The 23,505-nt window shown below is 41.3% G+C and carries 18 protein-coding genes; 9 read left to right on the top strand and 9 right to left on the bottom strand.

The features are described 5' to 3' along the window. Nucleotides 1–81 precede the first annotated feature (81 nt). The gene (locus LH29_RS17775) at nt 82–660 is read left to right on the top strand and encodes a thymidine kinase (protein WP_045032380.1); all 579 of its coding nucleotides are present in this window, start codon (nt 82–84) and stop codon (nt 658–660) included. Continuing rightward, nucleotides 660–3,128 (top strand): bifunctional UDP-N-acetylmuramoyl-tripeptide:D-alanyl-D-alanine ligase/alanine racemase, encoded by a 2,469-nt coding sequence (locus tag LH29_RS17770; protein WP_045032378.1) that lies wholly within the window; start codon nt 660–662, stop codon nt 3,126–3,128. The genes LH29_RS17775 and LH29_RS17770 overlap by 1 nt, the downstream gene beginning before the upstream one ends. Before the next feature lie 52 nt (nt 3,129–3,180). Here the strand turns inward: LH29_RS17770 and LH29_RS17765 are convergent, their stop codons facing one another. Beyond that, on the bottom strand, nt 3,181–3,882 hold the full coding sequence (locus LH29_RS17765) for a Crp/Fnr family transcriptional regulator (protein WP_045032375.1): 702 nt from the start codon (nt 3,880–3,882) through the stop codon (nt 3,181–3,183). Between the two features lie 139 nt (nt 3,883–4,021). Next, a complete protein-coding gene (locus LH29_RS17760; protein ID WP_045032374.1) occupies nt 4,022–5,665 on the bottom strand; it encodes an NAD+ synthase in 1,644 nt (547 codons plus the stop codon). A 138-nt stretch (nt 5,666–5,803) separates the two neighbouring features. Here LH29_RS17760 and gldB point away from each other — a divergent pair, with 138 nt between their 5' ends. Further along, nucleotides 5,804–6,820: a gliding motility lipoprotein GldB gene (gldB, locus tag LH29_RS17755; protein ID WP_045032371.1), complete on the top strand. Its 1,017-nt coding sequence runs from the start codon at nt 5,804–5,806 to the stop codon at nt 6,818–6,820. A gap of 1,118 nt (nt 6,821–7,938) precedes the next feature. On the opposite strand, the gene LH29_RS17750 is transcribed toward gldB, so the two are convergent. Then, nucleotides 7,939–8,700 (bottom strand): 3-keto-disaccharide hydrolase, encoded by a 762-nt coding sequence (locus LH29_RS17750; RefSeq protein ID WP_045032369.1) that lies wholly within the window; start codon nt 8,698–8,700, stop codon nt 7,939–7,941. 205 nt (nt 8,701–8,905) lie between these two features. On the opposite strand from LH29_RS17750, the gene LH29_RS17745 reads away from it, so the two are divergent. Next, nucleotides 8,906–9,952 (top strand): ATP-dependent 6-phosphofructokinase, encoded by a 1,047-nt coding sequence (locus LH29_RS17745; RefSeq protein WP_045032368.1) that lies wholly within the window; start codon nt 8,906–8,908, stop codon nt 9,950–9,952. Nucleotides 9,953–10,252: 300 nt separating this feature from the next. On the opposite strand, the gene rsmG is transcribed toward LH29_RS17745, so the two are convergent. The 3 genes from rsmG to LH29_RS17730 are packed head-to-tail and all read right to left on the bottom strand — an operon-like array spanning nt 10,253 to nt 12,628. Beyond that, nucleotides 10,253–10,873, bottom strand: a complete 621-nt coding sequence (rsmG, locus tag LH29_RS17740) for a 16S rRNA (guanine(527)-N(7))-methyltransferase RsmG (protein WP_045032366.1) — start codon at nt 10,871–10,873, stop codon at nt 10,253–10,255. Between the two features lie 7 nt (nt 10,874–10,880). Beyond that, nucleotides 10,881–11,489: an RNA polymerase sigma factor gene (locus LH29_RS17735; RefSeq protein WP_045032364.1), complete on the bottom strand. Its 609-nt coding sequence runs from the start codon at nt 11,487–11,489 to the stop codon at nt 10,881–10,883. Then, a complete protein-coding gene (locus tag LH29_RS17730; RefSeq protein WP_045032362.1) occupies nt 11,471–12,628 on the bottom strand; it encodes a glycosyltransferase in 1,158 nt (385 codons plus the stop codon). The genes LH29_RS17735 and LH29_RS17730 overlap by 19 nt, the downstream gene beginning before the upstream one ends. 177 nt (nt 12,629–12,805) lie before the next feature. Between LH29_RS17730 and tgt the strand changes: the two genes are divergently transcribed. The 5 genes from tgt (at nt 12,806) to LH29_RS17705 (ending at nt 20,889) form a co-directional block, all read left to right on the top strand. Beyond that, nucleotides 12,806–13,933: a tRNA guanosine(34) transglycosylase Tgt gene (gene tgt, locus LH29_RS17725; RefSeq protein WP_045032360.1), complete on the top strand. Its 1,128-nt coding sequence runs from the start codon at nt 12,806–12,808 to the stop codon at nt 13,931–13,933. Nucleotides 13,934–13,938: 5 nt separating this feature from the next. Next, nucleotides 13,939–15,018: an LptF/LptG family permease gene (locus tag LH29_RS17720; RefSeq protein ID WP_052671062.1), complete on the top strand. Its 1,080-nt coding sequence runs from the start codon at nt 13,939–13,941 to the stop codon at nt 15,016–15,018. Between the two features lie 254 nt (nt 15,019–15,272). Beyond that, entirely contained in the window at nt 15,273–16,817 is a 1,545-nt protein-coding gene (locus LH29_RS17715) for an acyl-CoA carboxylase subunit beta (protein ID WP_045032357.1), read from the top strand. A 20-nt stretch (nt 16,818–16,837) separates the two neighbouring features. After that, on the top strand, nt 16,838–17,164 hold the full coding sequence (locus LH29_RS17710) for a biotin/lipoyl-containing protein (protein WP_045032355.1): 327 nt from the start codon (nt 16,838–16,840) through the stop codon (nt 17,162–17,164). An 89-nt stretch (nt 17,165–17,253) separates the two neighbouring features. After that, nucleotides 17,254–20,889: a PKD domain-containing protein gene (locus tag LH29_RS17705; protein ID WP_045032353.1), complete on the top strand. Its 3,636-nt coding sequence runs from the start codon at nt 17,254–17,256 to the stop codon at nt 20,887–20,889. Nucleotides 20,890–20,891: 2 nt separating this feature from the next. On the opposite strand, the gene LH29_RS17700 is transcribed toward LH29_RS17705, so the two are convergent. The 3 genes from LH29_RS17700 to ispE all read right to left on the bottom strand — a co-directional run bounded on the left by LH29_RS17700 (nt 20,892) and on the right by ispE (nt 23,443). Beyond that, the gene (locus tag LH29_RS17700; protein ID WP_045032351.1) at nt 20,892–21,902 is read right to left on the bottom strand and encodes a PorP/SprF family type IX secretion system membrane protein; all 1,011 of its coding nucleotides are present in this window, start codon (nt 21,900–21,902) and stop codon (nt 20,892–20,894) included. A gap of 139 nt (nt 21,903–22,041) precedes the next feature. Next, nucleotides 22,042–22,458 carry a hypothetical protein gene (locus LH29_RS17695; protein ID WP_157493750.1) on the bottom strand — a complete coding sequence of 139 codons (417 nt, stop codon included), beginning with the start codon at nt 22,456–22,458 and terminating at the stop codon, nt 22,042–22,044. A 181-nt stretch (nt 22,459–22,639) separates the two neighbouring features. After that, nucleotides 22,640–23,443: a 4-(cytidine 5'-diphospho)-2-C-methyl-D-erythritol kinase gene (gene ispE, locus LH29_RS17690; RefSeq protein WP_045032346.1), complete on the bottom strand. Its 804-nt coding sequence runs from the start codon at nt 23,441–23,443 to the stop codon at nt 22,640–22,642. Nucleotides 23,444–23,505 lie beyond the last annotated feature (62 nt).

Genomic DNA, 23,505 nt, shown 5'->3' with positions numbered 1-23,505 from the left:
AACAAGCCTGTAAATTTTATTTTTGTAAAAGTAGTAAATAAAAATACCCTGTAATAGTATTACCAAAAAGAGTAACGTTAAATGTTTATTGAAAGAGATATAAACAGCCATAAAAAAGTTGGCACCATTGAAGTTGTCGCCGGATCGATGTTTTCGGGAAAGACGGAAGAATTGATAAGGCGGCTGAAACGTGCTAAAATTGCCAAACAAAAGGTGGAGATTTTCAAGCCGATGGTTGATGTTCGTTACTCGGGAACGGAGGTGGTTTCGCACGATGAAAATGCAATCCACTCAACTCCGGTTGAAAACTCAGCGAACATTTTACTGCTGGCCGGAGATGTTGATGTAATTGGAATTGACGAAGCCCAGTTTTTTGACAAGGGCCTGATAAATGTAGTAACCCAGCTGGCCAATATGGGTATTCGCGTAATTGTGGCCGGTCTGGACATGGATTTTAAAGGCGAACCTTTTGGTCCGATTCCAGGACTGATGGCCGTTGCCGATTACATTACCAAAGTACATGCTATTTGTGTTCGGTGCGGAAGCATCGCACAATTCTCTCATCGCCTTTCGGAAAAAGAGCAAGTGGTTCTGCTGGGCGAAAAAGATATTTACGAACCACTCTGCCGACGCTGTTACAACAAAGCACATAAGGAATAATGATCAACCTGACGGCTAAACAAATAAGCGCCGTAGTAAATGGTGAGTTTTTCGCTTCCTCATCGTTTCAGGATTTTACTGTTTCAGAAATTATTACCGACAGCCGGACTTTTTTCGGCGGAACGAACGTTGCTTTTTTTGCCTTGTCTGGTCCCGTTTTTAACGGACATAATTACATCGCCCAACTTCGTAAAAAAGGCGTACTGCTATTTATCGTTTCCGACAAAAATTTTATTGACGACAAAGCCGGTTACATCCTGGTAAAGGACACGGTTTTTGCACTTCAGCAACTCGCGGCTTATAACCGCAGCCGGTTTTCACAGCCCGTTATTGGAATTACCGGTAGCAATGGGAAAACTATTATAAAAGAATGGCTCTACGATCTGCTTGCGGCTGAACTGAAGATTATACGAAGCCCGAAAAGCTACAACTCACAGGTGGGTGTACCCTTGTCGACATTGTTAATTGATGAGCAATACGATCTTGCAATTTTAGAATCAGGAATCTCGGAGCCCGGTGAAATGCAAAAACTGGCTCCAATCGTTCGGCCTGACATTGGAATATTGACCAACATTGGTGATGCTCACCAGGAAAATTTTCACTCGCTGGAGGAGAAACTACTCGAGAAATTAAAACTGTTTGCAGGCGCAAAAAAACTGGTATTTCAGTCTGATCGCTTCTACTCAAAAAACATCGCAGCGTTTTGTTCGCAAAATAATATTGATCCCATAAACTGGACGTTGGAGAACAATAACGCAGCTATTCAGTTTAAAAGCAAAATAAAATCGGCTAGTACTGAAGTTGAAGCAATTCTTAAAAATGATCACTATTCATTTTCAATTCCATTCACTGATGATTCGGCACTTGAAAATGCCTGCCATTGTTTTGCTACGCTAATTGCATTGGAGAAAGATCCAAAAGATTTTCTAACGCAATTCAGTAAGCTGCAACCGGTGGCAATGCGCCTCGAAATTAAACAGGGAATAAACAATTGTTTGCTGATTAACGACTATTACAATTCGGATTTGAATTCGCTGAGTATTGCGCTGTCGGTACTAAAACAACAAGCAGCAAAAAGCCATTTGTTTAAGCATGTAATTTTATCTGATATTCAGCAAACAGGTATTGAAACGACAGAACTTTATTCGAAGGTAAACCAGCTTTTACAGGTGTGGGGAATTAACAAACTCACCGGAATTGGAAAAGATCTTTACCAACACCAGCATATCTTTCAGCTGGAAAGCGAGTTTTATACCGGTCGCAGTGAGTTTGAAAAACGCTTTGTACGAAGCAATTATTCCTCGTCGGCAATTTTATTAAAAGGTGCACGACAATTTGAGCTGGAGAAAATATCAGCGCTACTTCAACAGAAAGCACATCAAACGGTGCTTGAAATAAACCTGAATGCGTTGGTGCATAATCTTAACACTTTCAGAAAGTTATTGCGTGCAGAAACCAAAATAATGGTAATGGTAAAAGCTTTTTCGTATGGCAGCGGCGATGTGGAAATTGCGCAGCTTTTGCAGCACCAAAATGTAGATTACCTGGCTGTGGCTGTTGCCGACGAAGGTGTTCAACTGCGAAATGCAGGCATCACAATTCCAATTGTGGTAATGAATCCCGAACACGACAGTTTTCAGAATATTATTGATTTTAACCTGGAACCAAATATCTACAGCTTCCAATTATTACAAGAGTTTGTAAAGGCTTTGGAAGAATTTGGTTTAAGCAACTTCCCCATTCACATAAAAATCGACACAGGCATGAACCGTCTCGGTCTGAAAACGGAAAAAGAAGTTGAAGAAGTAATTACATTTATTAAAAACAATAAGCACCTAAAAGTCAGTTCTGTTTTCTCACACCTTGCCGGAAGTGACGAACCGGAACTTGATGATTTTACCCAGGAACAGTTCAAACGATTTGCAGATTTATCAGCCTTAATTGAGAATAGTTTTCCATACAAAATCGACAAGCACATTTTAAACTCAGCCGGTATTGAACGTTTCCCACAGCATCAAATGAATATGGTACGACTGGGAATTGGCCTTTACGGCATTTCACAAACCGGATTAGCGTTACAGCAAATCAGTACCCTGAAAACCACTGTTTCGCAGGTTAAAACCGTAAACACAAACGAAACTGTTGGGTACAACCGAAATGGGAAAATTAAGCAACAAAGCCGGGTAGCCGTCGTTCCAATGGGTTATGCTGATGGCATAAACCGCCGACTGGGCAACGGTCTAGGCAGTGCTTTTGTTAACGGACAAGAAGCAAGAATAATCGGAAATATCTGCATGGACATGCTGATGCTCGACATTACCAACCTGGAAGTTAATCCGGGCGACAAGGTTGAAATTTTTGGGCCAAATATTTCCATTTCAAAGGTGGCCCAGCTACTTGAAACTATTCCTTATGAGATTTTAACAGGAATCTCGCAACGCGTGAAACGGGTGTATTTACAGGAATAAAAAATGCCACCTGATTTCTCAAGTGGCACTCGCAATATTTTTATAAAAACTATTAACCTAATTTACTGATGCGCTCCAGGCGGGTGGTATCCAAAATCCGAATTTTTCTGCCATCGATAGCAATTACTTTTTCGTTGGCAAAAGTTGATAAAGTACGAATCGCATTTGATGTGGTCATATTCGAAAGGTTGGCAATATCCTCGCGCGACAAGAATGCTTTTAATGTTGTACCGTCGTTTTCAAAACCGTATTTATCTTTCAGCAAAATCAATGATTCGGCCAAACGACCACGAATATGTTTTTGTGTTAAAGTTACAGTTCGGGCATTGGAGAAACCCAGTTCTTTCGAAAGTTTACTGATAATCTTAAATGAAAAATCAGGATTTTTTAAGGCACGTTCAAAAATAAAGTCGGGATCAATGGTACAAACGAGCGACTCTTCAAGAGTTACCGCCGAACCGTTATGTGTTTCCTCGGCAAGCAAAGCGCGGTAACCAATCAGTCCAAGTGGTTTTGTCATGCGAATAATCTGCTCTCTTCCACCAACGCCTTCTTTAAAAATCTTAACCTTTCCATCAATCAAAACCAAAAATCCATTCGGCTTATCTCCTTCTTTGTAAATAAATTCATTCTTTTTGTACTGCGAAAGAGAAATATGGTGTTGCAAGTCGTCTTTATCTTCCTGCCCCAACAAGTAAAAAATTGATTTCTGATTGTCAACCAGGTCTCGAAGTCCAATATCTGAATTTAACATATACCCGTCTGTATGTTTTACAGCATCAAAGCTAAAAAAAATTGTTAAAATTGATTCTTTTTTAACGTTTATTTTACCTCAAAACGGAATAATATCATCAACAATTGGGCTGAAAACGGTTGATAAAAAATTCACATGGCTAGTAACGGGCAACCAGCGGCATTTTTCGTCCGAAGCCAAAAGCTTTTGAACTTACTCTTAAAATCGGAGCTGCCTGAAAACGTTTATATTCATTCATGTTCACCATTCTTATCACTCTTCGAACCACTGCCTCGTCATAGCCCAAGGCAGCGATTTCTTTGGGCGATTTATTCAACTCAATGTAGTTGAAAAGCATCGTGTCCAAATCTTCATATTCAGGCAACGAATCGGTATCTTTCTGATCAGGGCGTAACTCTGCTGATGGTGGTTTTACAATGGTATTCTCCGGAATTATCTCGCCGTCTTTATTCATAAACCGCGATAATTTAAACACATCCAGTTTGTAAACATCGCCAAGCACAGCCAGGCCGCCATTCATATCGCCGTAGAGTGTACCATAACCAACAGCACACTCGCTTTTGTTTGTGGTGTTTAACAGTATGTGACCAAATTTATTCGAAATTGCCATCATGTAGATACCGCGGGCACGAGCCTGAATATTTTCTTCAGTAACATCGGGCGAGCGGCCTTCGAATAGTGGAGAAAGTGCCGATTCAAACTGATCAACTGCCGACTGAATATTCACCACATCGTAACGAATTCCCAGATTTTCAGCCAGCTCGCGGGCATCGTTTACACTATGGTCCGACGAATATTTTGATGGCATTAACAACACGCGTACATTTTCGGCACCCAAAGCACGAACGGCAAGTACAACGGTTACTGCCGAATCAATTCCGCCCGACAAACCCAGCGTAGCTTGTTTAAAGCCCATCTTTTTAAAATAATCGCGGATACCCAGTACCAACGCATCGTGTATTTTTTCGATGTAATCAACTTTTGGTTGCAGCGCTTTTTCGCCCAGCGACGTGGTATCCAGAACGAGGCAATCCTCCTCGAAATATTTCAGTTCTTTTACAATCTCGCCGCTGGCATCAATGTACACCGATCCGCCATCAAAAACCAACTCGGTTTGTGCACCCACCTGGTTACAATACAAAATAGGTACGCCGTATTTTTTTGCTTTTGTTATCAATACATTCTTGCGCCAGCCTTCCTGGTTGTACGAAAATGGCGATGCCGAAAGGTTGACCACAAAATCGGGTTTTAGCTTTGCCAGTTCCTCCATTGGCGATATTGAGTAAAGCTTGTCTTTGCCAAATTCGTTGGCCGTTGGTTGCTCGTCCCACAGGTCTTCACAAATGGTAACGGCAATCTTTTCGCCTTTGTATTCTACCAGGCTAAACTCACGGTTCGGCTCAAAGTGGCGGTACTCATCAAAAATATCGTAGGTAGGCAGCAGCGTTTTGTTGTGGCTGCTTTTAATTTCTCCATCGGCCAGAAACAGCGCCGAATTAAAAAGCGTTTTACCACGCTCGTGCTGGTTTATTCGAGGCGCACCAACCAAAGCTGCAATTCCCTGGCAGTGTTTAGCTATTTCGGCAACAGCATCATCGGCTTTTGCAATAAACTCCTTTTTCTCCAGCAAATCGTGCGGGTAATATCCCGTTACCGACAATTCGGAAAAAACAACCAAATCAACGTTCGCTTGTTTCAGGCGGTTGATCTCTGCAATAATCTTCGACGCGTTTCCTTCAAAATCGCCGATGGTATAATTTAACTGTGCCAGTGCAACTTTCATTTTTCTATATTAGCCGGAAGACCGAAGTGCGAAATCCGAAGTTTGTTTAAATAGAATGACGATTGCAAATCTCCAATTTTTAGTTCAGTTTTGCAATAAATAAGAAGTGTAAGCGTAATGATTTAAATTTCTTGTAAAATGAAGTGGACAAAAGCAGTGGTTTTTATGGGCGTTATTGCCCTGATTTTCTTTTCATGTAAACGAAATCCCTTAAAAGTAAATATTTCTGATGTTGACAAAGAGGTTGAAGTGGTGCGGTTTGGCGAGCAGCTTTTTAACCTTGAAGGAAAAGACACGCTGGAAACAATAACGGAACTGAGCAACGCCTACCCCGATTTTTTTAATTTGTACACTTATCGCGTTATTCAGGTGGGCGGAATTGGCGACGAAGATTTTCAGCACATGATGAGCTTGTTTTTAACCGACAGCCTGATTATGGACGTAAAACTAAAAACCGACTCGGTGTTCCCCAACCTTACAAAACTTGAAAAAGGTTTGACAAAAGCATTTAAGTATTACAGCTACCATTTCCCGGAGAAAGAACTGCCGACGATTTACACTTATATTTCGGGATTTAACCAATCGGTGGTTACGGCTGAAAATATTATTGGAATAAGCCTCGACAAATACCTGGGGCGCGATTGTAAGTACTACGAGCAATTACAAACTACGCCTCAGTATAAAGCACAAAACATGCACAAGGACAAAATTTTGTCGGACGTGGCATTTGCCTGGGCAATTACCGAATTTGAGCACGAAGACCGCGCGACCAATCTGCTGGGAAATATGGTTGAAAAAGGAAAATTGATGTACCTGGTTGACGCCATACTGCCCGATATGGAAGACTCGTTAAAAATTGGCTACACCACACAACAATTGGAGTGGTGCCAAATGAACGAACCGCAAATGTGGACTTACCTTATTGAGCACGAATTGTTGTACAATAGCAAACGGATGAATATTATCCGCTACATTAATCCGGCACCATCAACCAGCGGCTTTCCGCTCGATTCGCCCGGAAGAACCGGCGTGTGGATTGGCTGGCAGATTGTACGACAATACATGAAAAAACACCCTGAGGTAACCGTGCCTGAACTAATGGCCAATTACGATTTTCAGCAGATTTTGAACGATTCGGGGTATAATCCGGAATAACTAGCTACGAGCCACTAGCCGCGAGCTAGAAGACACTGAGCGGAGTTGAAGGATAGTTTTATAGGCATCGGTCACTGGTCATTAGCCATTGAATTTTGAATTTGATATCGCAAAAACCAGAAATTAACATTACCCCTTTGGCTGTAGCCATTTCCCCTCGCGAGGGAAAAGTTCTACAAAGCGAAGTAAGAAGGTTTGATGAAAAGCCGAACCTATATTCAGTGCTCGCTCCCTTTACGAGCTACCCTTTATACACATCTTTTTCTTATTTAAATTTCGTCCGGGAGTACCAATTAGCTTCGATCATTTTCTTTCGCCGGACGATTCAAATCATATCATCATGACCCAGGGCGACGTAATTCGTTGAATTACTTTGCCCTGGGCTTAAATATTAAGCACTTTCAGCGCTTATTCTTTTAATCAAATAAAATATCGGGCTGAAAGTCCGTATTAATTCAGCCCCGGGCAAACTCCCGATTCATCGGGAAAGTGCCGCCCGGGGTTAATGAGAAGTAATAACAAAGGCGCAAATAGAAAAGTCAATTGAAAATGAAACCTAGCATGCGCCTCATTTAGAATTCCTCTTACAGAAATTATTAGAAAAATATTTGTGTATAAAGGTTAGCTTTAAGAGGAGGTCCTGACAAGATAAGGGGTAAAGATTAGAAATGAATGTGTTCTGCACTGGAAATTGAACTGACTTGCTTCTTATTCATACAGACTCCTGAATCATTCTGACCAATTCCATAATCATTCTGACCTTGGTCATAATAGATATGTCCCACTCCATAGTTATTATCCCATAGGAAATATCTATCATGGATCCTTCCATAACTATTTTGACCTATTCCATATTCATTCTGCCCCTGGTCATACTAGGTATGTCCCACTCCATAATTATTATCCCATAGAATATATCTATTATGGAGTGCTCCAAAACAGGTGTATTCAAATATTTAAATACAATATTGGAATTTGATCATCAGGTATTGGTATTGGCCTTCTATCTGCGCAAGCCTGTAGCTTGTGGCTAATGACTGTTTGTTTGAAACTCGCAGCTAAAAAACAAAAAAGCCCGGCAGAAAAACTACCGGGCCTATCGTTATCAGCTTGAAAGCTTAATAATTCATTTCTTTAATTTTGATGTTGCGGAACCACACATCGTCGCCGTGGTCTTGCAAAGCAATAACACCTTCTTTGGCCACATTTGCCCAGTCAGGATTTAATCCCGGGAATTTCGATCCGGCAACCAGCTCTTTCCAGTCATCAGTCCACAGGTGGTACTCAACAACAGTTTCGCCATTTTGCTTGTGCACAACAGTACCTTTATAGCAAATAATTTCTACGGTATTCCATTCGCCTGCAGGTTTTGCATTTTGTGGTTTTGCAGGAATCAGGTCGTACAGCGAACCGGCTTTGCGGTTACCATTTTTTCCTAACAAAGCATCAGGGTGACGCTCGTTGTCTAACACCTGCATTTCAGGGGCCGTTTTATAAATTGGCCATCCTTCGTGCTCTTTTCCTAAGTAAAAAATACCTGAGTTACCACCTTCAGCAAGTTTCCATTCCAGTTTCAAATGAAAGTTAGAATACTCTTTGGTAGTGATAATATCGCCACCATCGCGCGATCCGGCTTCGCCCTGACCTGATTTTTTGCAGTGTAAAGTTCCGTCAACAACCTGCCATCCTGTTGGGAAATGGTCTTTGTTGTTACCACGCCATCCTTCGCTGGTTTTGCCATCAAAAAGCAATACCCAACCTTCTTCTTTTTCTTTTTTTGTTAATTGATTTAAACCGGCCGAACCTCCTGTTTTTGTACTCTTACACGAGATAGAAAACACAAAGGCAGTAGCCATTAAAAGTGAAAAAAACTTTCTCATTTCTATTACATTTAATTGGTTAAAGATTAAAATGCCATTTTTCAAACGACGTGCGAATGTACAAAAATAGTTAGAACGTTATTTTTCCACGTATAAAAAAGAAATCATGAAATACTGTATTTAACGGGCTTTTAACGTCGGTTTTATAAAGTTCTTTTGTAAATTCGGTTAATTAAAAGATTAAGTTGATTAAAAATTAGTTGATATGAGTACTTCAGCAAAGCCAAAGAGAATTGGTATTTTGACTGCAGGGGGCGATTGTCCGGGACTGAATGCAGCAATAAGGGGCGTTGGAAAAACAGCGATAGTTGAATACGGAATGGAGGTGTTGGGCTTTAATGCCGGCTACTCAGGTTTAATAAACGGCGATTACATCGAGTTGAAAGAATCGGCACTCTCGGGCATTCTTACGCTTGGCGGAACTATTCTGGGAACCTCGCGCGAAAAGCCCTACAAAGGGAATAAAAACGGAAAAGATGCAGAGGACAAACCGCACAAAATAATGAAGAACTATAAAAAGCTAGGCCTTGATGCTTTAGTTTGTATAGGTGGTAACGGAACCATGAAAACTGCAAGCCTTTTGGCACAGGAAGGCATGAATGTGGTTGGAATCCCGAAAACCATTGATAACGATGTTTGGGGTACCGATGTAACTTTCGGTTTCGATTCGGCAGTGCAAATTGCCACCGACGCCATCGACCGATTGCACACCACAGCTAACTCGCACCAGCGCGTAATGATTATTGAAATTATGGGACACCACGCCGGTTGGCTGGCATTGTATTCAGGACTTGCAGGTGGTGGCGATATTATTTTGCTTCCTGAGCTGGAGTACAACATCCGCTCGGTTTGCAAAAAAATTGAAAGCCGTTTTGAGAGCAACAAACCGTACTCAATTGTTGTAGTTGCCGAAGGAATCGATCATCCGAAAGAAGTTTCAGCAGCAACACATATTGCACAGGCTATTCAAACCTACACCGGCATTGAAACCCGCGAAACGGTTTTAGGTTACATTCAGCGCGGTGGTTCGCCAACTCCAATGGACCGGATTTTGGCCACTCGCTACGGAGCTTTTGCAGCCCAATGTATAGCCAACGAAAATTTTGGAACCATGGTCGCTGTAAAAAACAACGATTTAACAACCGTCCCGCTAGAGGAGGTTGGTGGCAAATTGAGATTGGTTGAACCGAATTTAGGACTAATTGAAAAAGCACGGAAAATGGGTGTCTCATTTGGCGACGAATACATGTAGAAAGAATAAAAGATTATTGATTAAGTATAAATAGAAAGCCGGCTTGTTGATTCAAACCGGCTTTCCCTTTTTATCATGGTTCTTCAACAAAAATAAAATCCTACCCATCCTCTTGTCCTTCCCTTAAAAAAGGAAGGACGATTGTTTTGTGATTAACCGCAAATTTTCACCAATTATTCACCAGTGTATTTACTTATAAAGGACTATCGTCTTTCCCTTCTCCGAAGGGAGAGATAAGAGAGAGGGTAATGGTCGTTCAACGATCCATCCTCTTTATATCAGCCAGAGCCATTGAATCTTTTATATTGGCAAATGCAATACTTTCTTCGTTTCGAAAAAAGGTTCTTCGAAATATTGCGACAAATCTTGCAGAAATATTCGTTTTCCGAAAGGTTTTACCTCTGCAGTAAGATCACCGCCTTTTAAATAAATTACTCCGTTGGGCAGCGCATTTTGTTGTTTCTTCGAGATGTTTGTTCTGATCCACTTTACAAAATCGGGCAAACGTGTAACGGCGCGGCTCACTACAAAATCGTACTTTTCTTTTAGCTCTTCGGCACGAACCTGATCGGCACGCACATTTTTTAATCCCAGCGATTGGGCAACCCCGTTTACCACTTTTATCTTTTTCCCGATCGAATCAACCAGGTGAAACTGTACCCCAGGAAACATAATTGCCAGCGGAATTCCGGGGAAACCACCGCCGGTGCCTACATCCAGTACTTTTGTTTTATCGTTGAAACGTATAAACTTGGCTATACCTAAAGAATGCAACACATGACGCTCGTAAAACTCAGAAAAGTCTTTTCTGGAAATCACATTTATTTTTGCATTCCAATCGGCATACAACGGCTCCAATTGTTTAAACTGTTCGATTTGGGTTTCGGTTAAGTGGGGAAAATACTTTAGAATTAAATCCATACAAAAGTTAATCTTTTCGTCCGATCTCGGTGCTTTCAATCATTTTAAACAGCATTTCGCGAGCTCTGAAAAGCTGTGCTTTAACTGTTCCGAGCGGCAAATCTAACTCTTTTGCGATTTCTTCGTACGAAAACTCTCTGAAATAACGAAGTTCGACCAGAATTTGATAACGCGGCTTTAACTTTCGTACCACGCGCCGCAGTAAAATAGCCTTCTGCTGACGGATCAGCTTTTCTTCCGGATCGGGATCTTTCGACCGAAGTTTTATGGTTTCGCTGTTATCATCCTGCCCGTTGTTTTCTATGGGCACATGCACTCCTTTTTTCTTTCGCAAGAAATCAATGCAATTGTTCGATGCAATTTTAAACAACCAGGTGCTGAATGCGTAAGTTGGCGAGTATTGGTGAAGACTTTTGAATGCCTTTCCGAATGCTTCAAGTGTCAGGTCTTCGGCATCACTGCGGTTATTCACCATTTTAAGCAGCATAAAATAAATGGCGTCTTTGTATCGGTTTAACAATCGGGCAAAAGCTTTATCATCGCCGGCTAACGCTGCTTTTACAAGCTCGTAGTCCTGCCGCGCTTTTTCCGATAGTATTACCCCCTGTTTTTCCATTTGTGATTCTGACTTTGCCTGTTAAAGCTCCACCTGAAAAAAAGTTTATAAAAAGGCATTATAAAACTGAACACTAACGAAGTTATGAATAATTTACGTTCATTCAAACGATTCTGCAATATTTTTATGATAACCATGAAAACCAGCAACTTAACCACTACCAGCGCTGCAATAATGGGCCATAGCTTGAATGCAACAAGCAAAACCAATGCAAGAGAAAGTGGATAAAACACCTGTGTTAACCTGTCGAGTAGCAAAACAAACTGTTTCCATTTACTCAGATGCTTCTCAATACGAATGCTTTTTCGAACCAAATCTTTAAACTCTGAAAGGCCGGCAGCAACCTGTTTGGTAAGAATGCTCTTGTCATTAAAACAGAACTTAACATTCTTTTTTCGGATAAAACGGTTTATTACCAGCTCGAGGTTGGCATAAGGTTCCTGCACTTTAAGGCCAAAACCGCCCAGTTTAAAGTATTCTGCTTTTTTAAACGCCACATTTTCCTCTTTATAAACAAAGGCTAATCCGTTTAGCGAGTACGAAGCACTTCTCACCTGTTGAAAGAAATTCTCGATGCGGTAAAATTTATTAAACCGGTTGTTGTTGGCTGCAACAGTGGTATAAGCTACTTTTACAACTACCTGATCGGCCACGGTTTTACCAATTTCGTTCAACCAATCCTGCGATGGATTTTGTGCACTTACCGGGTACAACAGTACCCAATCCTTTTCGGCCGATTTTAAGGCAATATTTTGTGCTAGTTTTTCTGAATAGCGTGTTTCCTGGCTCAGAGAAGAAAGCTTCATGCGCTGGTAGCGCTGCTTTAACAAGCCCAGTACCGACAAAGTATTGTCCTGCGAATAGTCGTCGATAACCACAACTTCCATATCCGGATTTTCCAAATTCAGCAGTCGCGGTAAAGTTTCGCGGCAATTTTCTTCTTCATTTCGCACTACCATTAATACCGATAGCGGTGCTTTTTCCGTAGCAAGTGGTTTTGTTCTCATTTTAACAAGCACCCGCAGCGGGAAAAAAAGCAAATACAAAAGCCGCAACAGCCACAATAAAGCAACCGCCACAACCACCACCAACTGTATAGTTGTTAAGGCATTAAAAGTATCCAACAACTCCCGGATCATAAAAAGAAGAAAATTCGGTATTAAAAACTAAGCAATAGTAGCAAAATTACCCATACCAATTTCTTTTGAGCGTTCGATTTTGTTTACAGTAATTAGTTTTTATTAACAGCCTCTGGCGGGTTTATAATAAGTTCAATTCGGGTGAAATAGCTATATTTGCCACGCAATTTTACACAAATGCAATTCGAATTACAGAAAACAACAGATAACTCACGTGCCCGGGCCGGTGTAATTACTACCGACAACGGAACAATTGAAACGCCAATATTTATGCCGGTTGGAACAGCCGGATCGGTAAAAGGAATTCACACCCGCGATATAAAAGAGGATATTAATGCCCAGATTATATTGGGGAATACCTACCATTTGTATTTACGCCCCGGAATTGATGTGATTGAAAAAGCAGGTGGTCTGCACAAATTCAATCGCTGGGACCGCCCTATTTTAACCGACAGCGGAGGTTTCCAGGTTTTTTCGCTGGGCGATATCCGCAAACTCAGTGAAGAGGGAGCGCGTTTTCAGTCGCATATAGATGGATCGTACCATATGTTTACGCCCGAAAATGTGATGGATATTCAGCGTACCATTGGCGCCGATATTATTATGGCTTTTGATGAGTGTACTCCGGGTGATGCCGATTACAATTATGCAAAAAAGTCGCTTGAGCTGACTCAACGCTGGTTGGAGCGGTGTTTTAAACAGTTTAACAGTACCGAACCAAAATATGGTTATTCGCAAACCTTGTTTCCCATTGTTCAGGGAAATACATTTACCGATTTGCGAAAAGCTGCCGTTGCCAACGTAAAAACGTTTGATGCCGATGGTTATGCAATCGGAGGTTTGTCGGTTGGCGAAACGGAACAGGAGATGTACGAAATGACGGAAGTTTGCACCGCCGATCTTCCTGAAAACAAACCGCGTTATTTGATGGGTGTTGGCACACCGGTAAATATTCTGGAAGGCATTCACCGGGGAATTGACATGTTTGATTGTGTGATGCCCACCAGAAACGGACGCAACGGCATGTTGTTTACCAGTGAAGGAATCATAAACATCCGCAATAAAAAATGGGAAAACGATCACTCTCCCATCGATGAAAACGGGACATCGTTTGTCGACCAGTATTCAAAAGCTTATCTTCGTCACCTTATAATTTCGAACGAAATGTTGGGTGCGCAAATTGCAAGTCAGCATAACCTGGCATTTTACCTCTGGCTGGTAAAAACAGCCCGCCAGAAAATACAAAGCGGCGATTTTGTAAGCTGGAAAAACGAAATGGTATTAAAACTAAAAGAAAGACTGTAAAAAAAATGAAGTGGTATAAAACAATAGATTTTTACATTTCGAAAAAGTTCCTGGGAACTTTCTTTTATGCCATTGGTCTGATTTTAAGTATCGCCATTGTTTTCGATATTTCGGAAAACCTCGACGAATTTCTTTCGAAGGAAATTCCGATTAAGGATATTGTTTTTGACTATTACATGAACTTTATCCCCTATTTTGCCAACCTGTTCAGTCCGCTGTTTACCTTTATCGCGGTAATTTACTTTACCTCGAAAATGACCTACAATACCGAGATTATTGCCATTTTAAGCAACGGTGTTTCCTATAGCCGTTTAATGCGGCCTTACCTGGTATCGGCTCTTGTAATTGCACTGTTTTCGTTTATGCTGGGCAACTATGTTATTCCGCCCGCTAATAAAACCATGAACAATTTCAGACACAATTATATCAGAAGTAAATCGGTGGGTGTTGAAAGAAATATTCATCGGCAAATCGAACCCGGCACCTACATTTATATGCAAAGTTTTAATGCCAACAATGTAGGGATGCGTTTTACTTTAGAGCGTTTTGAAGATTCAGAACTAAAAGAAAAACTTACTGCGACAAACATTCGTTGGGATGAAAAAACAGAAAAATGGATAATCAATTCATATTGGAAACGAAATATTTTTGAGGATCATGAGACTTTCGAAAAAGGCTACGTGATGGACACCACACTAAATATGGTTCCGGGCGATTTTCAACGCCTGAGCAACGAAATGGAAACCTTTACCACACCTGCACTTCTGAAAGAAATTAAATTAATGAAGATGCGTGGAGTAAACACTATCGAATGGGAAATTGAAAAACATAAACGCATTGCGAATCCGTTTGCAGCATTTATTTTAACACTTATTGGCGCCGGATTGGCATCGCGCAAAGTAAAAGGAGGACTGGGTCTGCACATAGGGCTGGGGCTGCTTCTGGCTTTCTCCTACATTCTGTTTATGCAAATTTCAACTGTATTTGCCGTTAGTGGAACCGTACCAATAATGTTTGCCATCTGGCTCCCGAATCTGATATATGCCGTACTTGCATTGCTCGTTTACCGTTGGGCAGCCCGATAGGAAATGGATACTGATTACTGGATACCGCCACTGAATGCCAAATAGTGACCAAACGACTTCTGCCATCTCACAAATCCTGCAATTTTTCAAACATCCAATACAATAATTCGAAGGGTTTGAACCTATGTTGGTTAATTTCCGTAGTACATGAATACATTAGCCCATGGCAATTAAAAAAAATTATAATTTTGCCCACGCTAAATAAAAATAACACCGGTCTGCTACCGGGAAATTTATAACTAAAAAAATACTTTATGTCACTAAGAAGTAACGTACTCGATCTTCGTAAAAGAAAGAAAGAAGTACAAAAAGGTGGTGGAGATAAAGCCATTGAGAAACAGGTAAAAATGGGTAAGCTCACAGCCCGTGAACGTATCCTGGCCTTGTTAGATAAAAACTCATTTCACGAATACGACTTATTTGTAGAGCACGCCGCCAAAGATTTTGGCATGGAAGGTAAAACCTTACATGGGGACGGTGTTATTATCGGTACCGGTACGATATACGACAAACCGGTTTGTATTTTTGCCCAGGACTTTACCGTTGCCGGTGGTTCTTTGGGTTTGATGCACGCGCGTAAAATCACGAAAATTATGGACCATGCCTTGAAAATGCGTGTTCCGTTAATTGGTATTAACGACTCGGGTGGTGCGCGTATCCAGGAAGGTGTTAACTCACTGGCCGGTTACGGAGAGATTTTCTTCCGTAATACACTGGCTTCAGGTGTTATTCCACAAATCTCGGTAATTCTTGGCCCTTGCGCCGGTGGAGCGGTTTATTCGCCTGCACTTACCGACTTTGTTTTCGTGGTAGAAAACATTTCGAAAATGTTTATTACCGGACCATCAGTGGTTAAATCAGTTTTAGGTGAAGAAGTTTCGATGGAAGAACTGGGTGGTGCCAAAGTACACGCCGAAGTTACCGGAAATGCTCATTTCTATGCCGAAACTGAAATGGAATGTTTTGATCAGATAAAAACGCTGATCAGCTTTATTCCACGTAGTAACCTGAAAAAAGCATTGCCACATAAACCAAAAGCTCCGTTAAAAGGAGTTAAGGTTGAAGATATTGTTCCTGCTGATCCAAGAATTCCTTACGATATGCGCGATGTACTAAAAAGCATCACCGATGGTTCTGAATTCTTTGAGGTTATGGAGCGTTTTGCGCCAAACATCATCGTTGGTTTTGGTCGCATGAATGGCGAAACTGTTGGTTTTGTTGCCAACCAGCCAATGGTACTTGCGGGAGTGCTTGATATTGACAGCTCGGACAAAGCGGCTCGTTTTATCCGTTACTGCGATGCTTTTAACATTCCTATTGTTACTATGGAAGACCTGCCTGGCTACCTGCCAGGAGTTGACCAGGAGCATGCCGGAGTAATTCGTCATGGTGCAAAAATTCTTTATGCATACAGCGAAGCTACAGTTCCAAAAATAACCGTTATTGTGCGCAAAGCTTATGGTGGTGGGTACATTGCCATGAACTCGCGTCACCTGCGTGCCGACTTTGTTTTTGCATGGCCAACAGCCGAAATCGCAGTTATGGGACCGGAAGGTGCTGCGAACATCGTTTTCCGTAAAGAAATTGCTGAAGCCGAGAATCCGGAAGAAATGCGCCAACAAAAAATAGAGGAGTACAAAGAGAAGTTTGCCAATCCATATGTAGCTGCAGCACAGGGCTATATCGACGAGGTAATCGAGCCAAGCGAAACACGTGCGCGCATATTGCATGCTCTGCAGGTTTCTGAAAACAAGAGCGCTTCAATGCCAGCTAAAAAGCATGGAATTCCTCCGTTTTAAACCACTAAACGAATTGCATTATGGCAGAAGAAAAAGAGCTTAAAAACCTTGTTATCCAAGGGGCTGTTTACAAAACAACCTATACCAAAAGGTTTGAGAACAGGGTTAAATATGTAACTCCGGATCCGAATGAACTTTATTCATTTATTCCGGGTACAATCATCGATCTTTTTGTGAAAACCAAACAAAAGGTGAAAGAAGGGGAAACACTTCTACTACTTGAGGCCATGAAAATGGAAAACCAGGTAAGAATGCCTTTTGATGGAGAGATTGTAAAAATTCACGTTAAAAAGGGCGAGGTTATTCCTAACCGCCATTTGATGATTGAAATTAAACCGACAAAATAACTCGTAAAGAGTTTTGAAATACTAAAACCGCGCAATTAAATTGTGCGGTTTTTTTGTTTTTAATAATTAGATTTAGCCTCGAATAAAGTATGGCTAAAAAACTAATTTTTATACTGCTGTTTCAGGTAACAATTCTGAATCTGGCAGCGCAGTATTCGAATCCTTGCAGGAAGTCAACAGAAGGAACTGATTTCTGGTTTGGATTTATGGAAAGTAGGAATTACCATAGTGGTCATTATTTGGAAATAACAGTTACCGCTCGTGAAGCCACCACATTCAACGTTACAATAGGCAAAGACGAAATTCCCTTTAACGGGACTTACTCAATCAATTCCAATAGCTCAGTTCAGGTTACCATTCCCTGGTCTATGGTTGAAGCAACCGGTTCGGAACAAATTCAAAGCAAAGGAATTCATTTAGTTTCGGAAAAACCGGTTAATGTTTATGCACTAAACTGGGATGCCAACTCGGCAGATGTTGCTGTTATTTTCCCAACAGAATCACTGGGAACGGAATATTTTGCCATGTGTTATGACGTTCGCATACACGAAAACAATAGTGGAGGGTATGGAAATGGAAGAAACAGTCAGTTTCTGATGGTAGCAAACGAAGATTCTACTCATGTACTTATTATTCCATCAAAAGAAACCGATCAGAAAGTAGCGGCCGGAGATACCGTCAACATCACCTTAAATAAAGGAGAAGTATACCAGGTGCAATCTAAAAATGTTGATAACAGTTCAACGGTGAACCAGGGCGATTTAACCGGCAGCTACATTGCGTCTGACAAACCAATTGCCTTCTATTCCGGCTCTTTGGGCACCACTGTGCCTGCCACTTCGGGGACATCAGCCTGGGATCATCTGTATGAACAAATACCTCCCATTCATGCCTGGGGCAGGGAATTTTTGGCTGTTCCATTAAAATCGCGCGAACAGGACAGGTACAGAATTATGGCCGCTTATAACAATACTGTTGTAAATATAACCAACCGATCTCCGATTACCTTAAACCGGGGCGAGTACGCAGAAATCGTGCTTTATCATAACGAGCCGTCACGTATTTATTCCGATCGTCCAATTCTGGTCGCGCAGTATAGCCAGTCACAATCAGTCGACCGGGATTTTACGGGAGGAAACGGAGATCCGTTTATGATCATATTAAGTTCCACAACGCAATCGAAAAACGATGTAACCTTTGTTGCCTACGATTCCGATCAGATTCAAAAATACTACGTAAACATTGTAACCTTAACAAGCGAAATCGACAACATCCGGTTTAATGGTGCACCAATATCCGGTGAATTTCAACCTTTTCCCGAAGGCAATTATTCGTATGCACAAAAAGAAATATCTGATGGGACCTACCGAATTTATAACATAAATGAAGATCGTGGATTTCTGGCCTATGTATATGGTTTCGGTGGTGTTGAATCGTATGGATATGGTGTTGGTTTTAACCTTGATCTTGTATTAGACCTGGGAGAAAGCATTGACTTTACAGGCGATACCCTTTTGCTTTGCCTTGGCGATGAAATTATGCTGGATGCCGGTCCCTACTTTGATACATATACCTGGAACACCGGAGACTCTGCACAAACGCTTATCGTAAATTCTGCCGGAAAATACAAAGTGAAAACCACCACTATCGACGACTGCCAACTGGAAGATTCCATCTATGTATATGTCAGTCAGCCATCAGCACAATTGCCGATAGATTATGATGAAGGTTGTTTCCCTTACTCGATACAGCTTGATGGCAACGAAGGTTATCAAAAATACGTGTGGCAAGATTTAAATAACGATACCATTTCCACAACTCAATCGATTACTGCCAACCAGACCGGTGAATACCGATTAACAGTATATGACAAATACAGTTGCAAGGCTCGCGACACAATGAATCTTGTTGTTTTTCCAACACCACAGTTAAATATTACTGGAACAGAATTAATTTGCGGAGCAAAACACACTCATCTTGATGTTTCCATAAGTGGTGTTGCTGAAGACTTATGGAATTATGCCGGAAGTTTTGAATGGAAATCAAACAAACCCGGAGTTAGTTTCACAAATCGCCAGCACAAAAGCGCTGATATTGAAGTGCAGGATTGGGGAGTCTACTCTATCTTTTATGAACTTACAACTTCTGATGGATGTCTAAAATCGGACACCTTCGAAGTAGCTTTTCATCCCGTACCAACATCCGAATTTAAATTTGTTGACAATCCTGAAGACAAGTGCAAAGGATATTCGCGCGAGGTAAAATACAATGGAAATGCCACTCAGGATGCAAACTTGTACTGGGATTACGGAGGGGCTAAAGTTATTGATTCTCTTGACTGGGATAATTTCATCGTTTCAATCGGGGCCTTCAATACCAACCCGTATCTTTCGCTCCACGTCGAAGAAAATGGATGCTGGAGCGATACTACATCCTCCCTGTTAGGAGCTAATCCCGATTTTACTTTAAAAACTGAGAAAGCCCGTGGTTGCGATTCGCTGACTGTTTATTTTAGCGGAGAATTAAAAGTGGAAGATGCACTTCTGTTTGAATGGGATTTTGGCGATAATTCGCCGTTAAGTAACGATAAAGACGTTTCCCATTTTTATTCAGAAACCGGATTTTACGATGTAAGCCTATTAATCACAAATACATTGTCAGGCTGCCAGATTGGATTTGAAATTGACAGCATGATAAAGATATTTCCGACACCTGAAGCAACGATTGAGGCAGATGTTTCTCTTTGTTATGAGGATTCGGCAAAGCTTATTTATGCAAACAATATCGACGCGTCAATCTGTCACTGGGATTTTGAAGGTGCACACCAATCAGGCAGCGGGAACGACTCGATAACAATTATACTAGATGAACCTTTTGGTACTGCCAAACTGCTTGTTGAAGAATACGGATGTTTTAGCCAGCCAAGTGAAGTTACCTTAAAACGAAAGCCTCATTTTGATTTTAACACCGACGAATTGGAAGGTTGCCAGCCATTCCATACCGAGGTTTTTGTTGAATCGCAGGATGATAACCTGGAATTTTTCTGGGTTACTGACTCATTACCCTACCCGCAAGGCAATTCTGTTTACTATCTCTTTCCCGATTCGGGCAGAATGGATGTTTCTTTAATTGCCAATTCCCTGGAAACCGGTTGTTCTGATAGTCTTTTAAAGGAAAACTGGATATGGGTTCATCCAAAACCGGTAGCAGATTTTGAGGTTGATTATCCGGTTGCACTGCTGGAACATGCCGATATTTCGTTCACGAATCACTCTCTTTCAGCTGACTATTCTGCTTGGGATTTTGGTGATTTGGTTACTTCATCTGAAGAAAATCCCACCCATCGGTATACAGAGCTTGGAGAATACCTTGCGCAATTAATTTCTGAATCGGATTTTGGATGTAAAGACACTTCCGAATTTTTGATAACGATTCTTCCGTTCTCGGTTCATACACCCAATGCATTCCGGCCCGACAGCGAGATTCCTGAAAACCGCACTTTTATGCCCGTTGGATTAGGTGCTGATGTTGATCGGTTTAATTTGCAGGTATTTGACCGTTGGGGACAACTGATTTTCGAATCGGACACACCGGATAACACCTGGGACGGAACAACAAAAAAAGGCGAACCTGCGCCAATGGGGAATTATGTATGGATTTCACATTATTTCGATATTCAGGGGTATGAACACGATCAAAAAGGACAGGTTCTTCTCATCAGGTAGATTTACATCTCACCAAATTCTTCCTCGTATTGATCATAAAATGGTAATGATTTTTGCTTTTTATGCTTCCTGAGCAAAATGGCGCATGAAACTTCGCTGGTTCCACCTGACGACCCCGCCAAGCCCGACACGGTAACATCATAACTATAGGCAAGCTGTACACCCTTCCGAACAAATCCGACCACAAAAATTACAGCGTCATAGCGTATACCAAAATTCTGTCTGAACCACGTTCCAACAGCCACTCCATTTTTTGCTGCATAAATTCCATAATTTACCTGTTGAAAGGCCCCCTGACTTTGTAGAATAAGCTGAGGAGAAACATCGAACTTTTTTCGCTGATGCCCATACAAATACACCGGCAACCGTGCTCCTAAATGAGCCGTAAATTTTCGTTCAAGAGGTATACCATAGTCTTCGTTTTCTGAAAAAGTCTGGTTCGGCTCAGTTAAATGATGCGCTGCAAAACCACAGAAAACCTTTTTACTATAGACCAATGCTCCAAAGGAATAATCAAAATAGCCATAATCAGGCTGGGTCAGATAATTTAATTCTCCCGAGGTTCCATGGTTCCCATAATTTATATCCAGATTATCGGCAAAAATAAGATCGTTTACACTAAGGGAATTTCGAGTATATCCGAACTGTAATCCTCCATGCAGGGTGTACTTTTCACTGATTTGAATCCCTACCGAATACGCCGCAGTCATCGATAGGGCGCCTAAAGCACCATTGGCCTGCACATCATTTAAAACATTTACGCCAACCCCACCCCTGAGAATTTTTACCGGAAAATCAAGTGCCACACTGTAGGAATTATACGCATTTGTAAATCCGTGCCACTGGTTTCGGTATTGCATGGCAACACGTGGCACCCCCACAGTACCAGCAAATGCAGGATTTAAATAAACAGGATTAGCGTAAAATTGCGAAAAAGTCACATCCTGGGCACCCGCATGATACCCTAAGATTGTAAATACAATTACGATAATACTATTTATTATTTTGGACAAAGACCCTGACTTTTTGAAAGTAACAAATATAACGGAATATCATATCTGAGATACCCTATCCAAAAATAACGCACAAAAAAGGGCTGCCTTTCGGCAACCCTCAAAAATCCAAATAAAACTAATCGCGTTTTCTATTTATCTACAAATTCCAAACTTTTTCATTAATCATCCAATCCTCAAGGCTCAACTGTCCTTCTGTTTCTGCAATTTCGGTTGGTGCTACTTCCCATGCAACTTCGTCGGTCATCCATGCTTCCATCTCCAAATTGGCTTCTGTGGTATTGGCTGCCCAATCGATTGAAGTAGACCATACATCGCTGTTTGTCATCCAGTTTTCAAGATTCAGCGACTCTTCCTGCGCTTCAACAAAATTCGTTACGTCTGAAGTGCTCCAAATCGCGTCGTTTGTCATCCAGCTTTCAAGGTTTAACGATGCTTCAACAATGTTCTCATGGCCCGAGGCTTTTGTTACTTTCTCTGTTGCATTAGCTGTTCCTACTGTAAAAATGACGGCTATTATAAGTGCAACTGTTTTTAAATTAAATCTAGTTTTCATGTTTTCTGTTTTTAACTGTTTTCTTACTAATTGTTTGTTTTCAAATGCCTTCGTAAAGGACTTTTTTGTTTTCTTGTTTTCAGTTAATATGACTATTAACGAGTACAAAGGTTACATCTCGTTTTGTTAAAAAGAATAAAAAAAATGTTAATGAGTTCTTAAGGTCGGTAAACGTCCGGGGCTATCGGTAAATAAAAATACCTTTAGGTAGGAATCTATCCAGATTTGTCGGTAAATGGCGAAATATACCAAACACTGCTGAGCCACTTCCTGACATGGAAGCGTATACCGCGCCTGCTTCGTAAAGATTTTCCTTTAGCTTTCCAATCTCGGGGAACTGCGGAAATACGCTTTTTTCGAAGTCATTTTTCACCACCGTTTTCCAATCTTCAATGGGAAGCCGGTCAATTTCCAGCAGGTTAAAATCGGGCTTTGTTGGAATGATATTTCGGTAGGCCTGTGGTGTACTTACCGAAATTGGAGGTTTAACGATTACGATTTCGTAAGCCGACAAATCGAGGTTTACCGGTTTAAACTGATCGCCAATGCCGTGTGCAAAAGTGGGTTTGTTTTCGATGAAGAACGGACAATCGGCACCAATTCTTGCAGCATAATCCTTCAACTGGGTTGTTGTTAATCCCAAGGCAAAATAATCGTTCAGCATCTTTAAAGCAAAAGCTGCGTCGGCCGATCCACCACCAAGTCCTGCTCCAAACGGAATTACTTTGTGTAAATGCATTTTTACCGGCGAAAGGTGAAAATCTCCGGCAAGCAAAGAATAAGCTTTGTAAACAAGGTTATTTTCCGCTGTGGAATCAATCTCAATTCCTGATGAAGAAAAAGCTGTTTCTTCCGCTTCGATCACTTCCAAAGCATCCGATAATTTTACCGGGTAGAAAATCGTTTCCAGGTTGTGGTAACCATCCGGTCGTTTCTCCACAACATTCAGCCCGATATTAATTTTAGCATTGGGAAATGTGATCATGCAGCAAAAATAAAAAAGCCGCCTGAAAATTCAGACGGCTTTCAACATTTATCTAAAGATTT

The sequence above is a fragment of the Draconibacterium sediminis genome (assembly GCF_000949475.1).
Taxonomy (GTDB): Bacteria; Bacteroidota; Bacteroidia; order Bacteroidales; family Prolixibacteraceae; genus Draconibacterium; species Draconibacterium sediminis.
The sequence above is the reverse complement of the archived record's forward strand: the minus strand, read 5'-3'. Positions and strand labels throughout refer to the sequence as shown.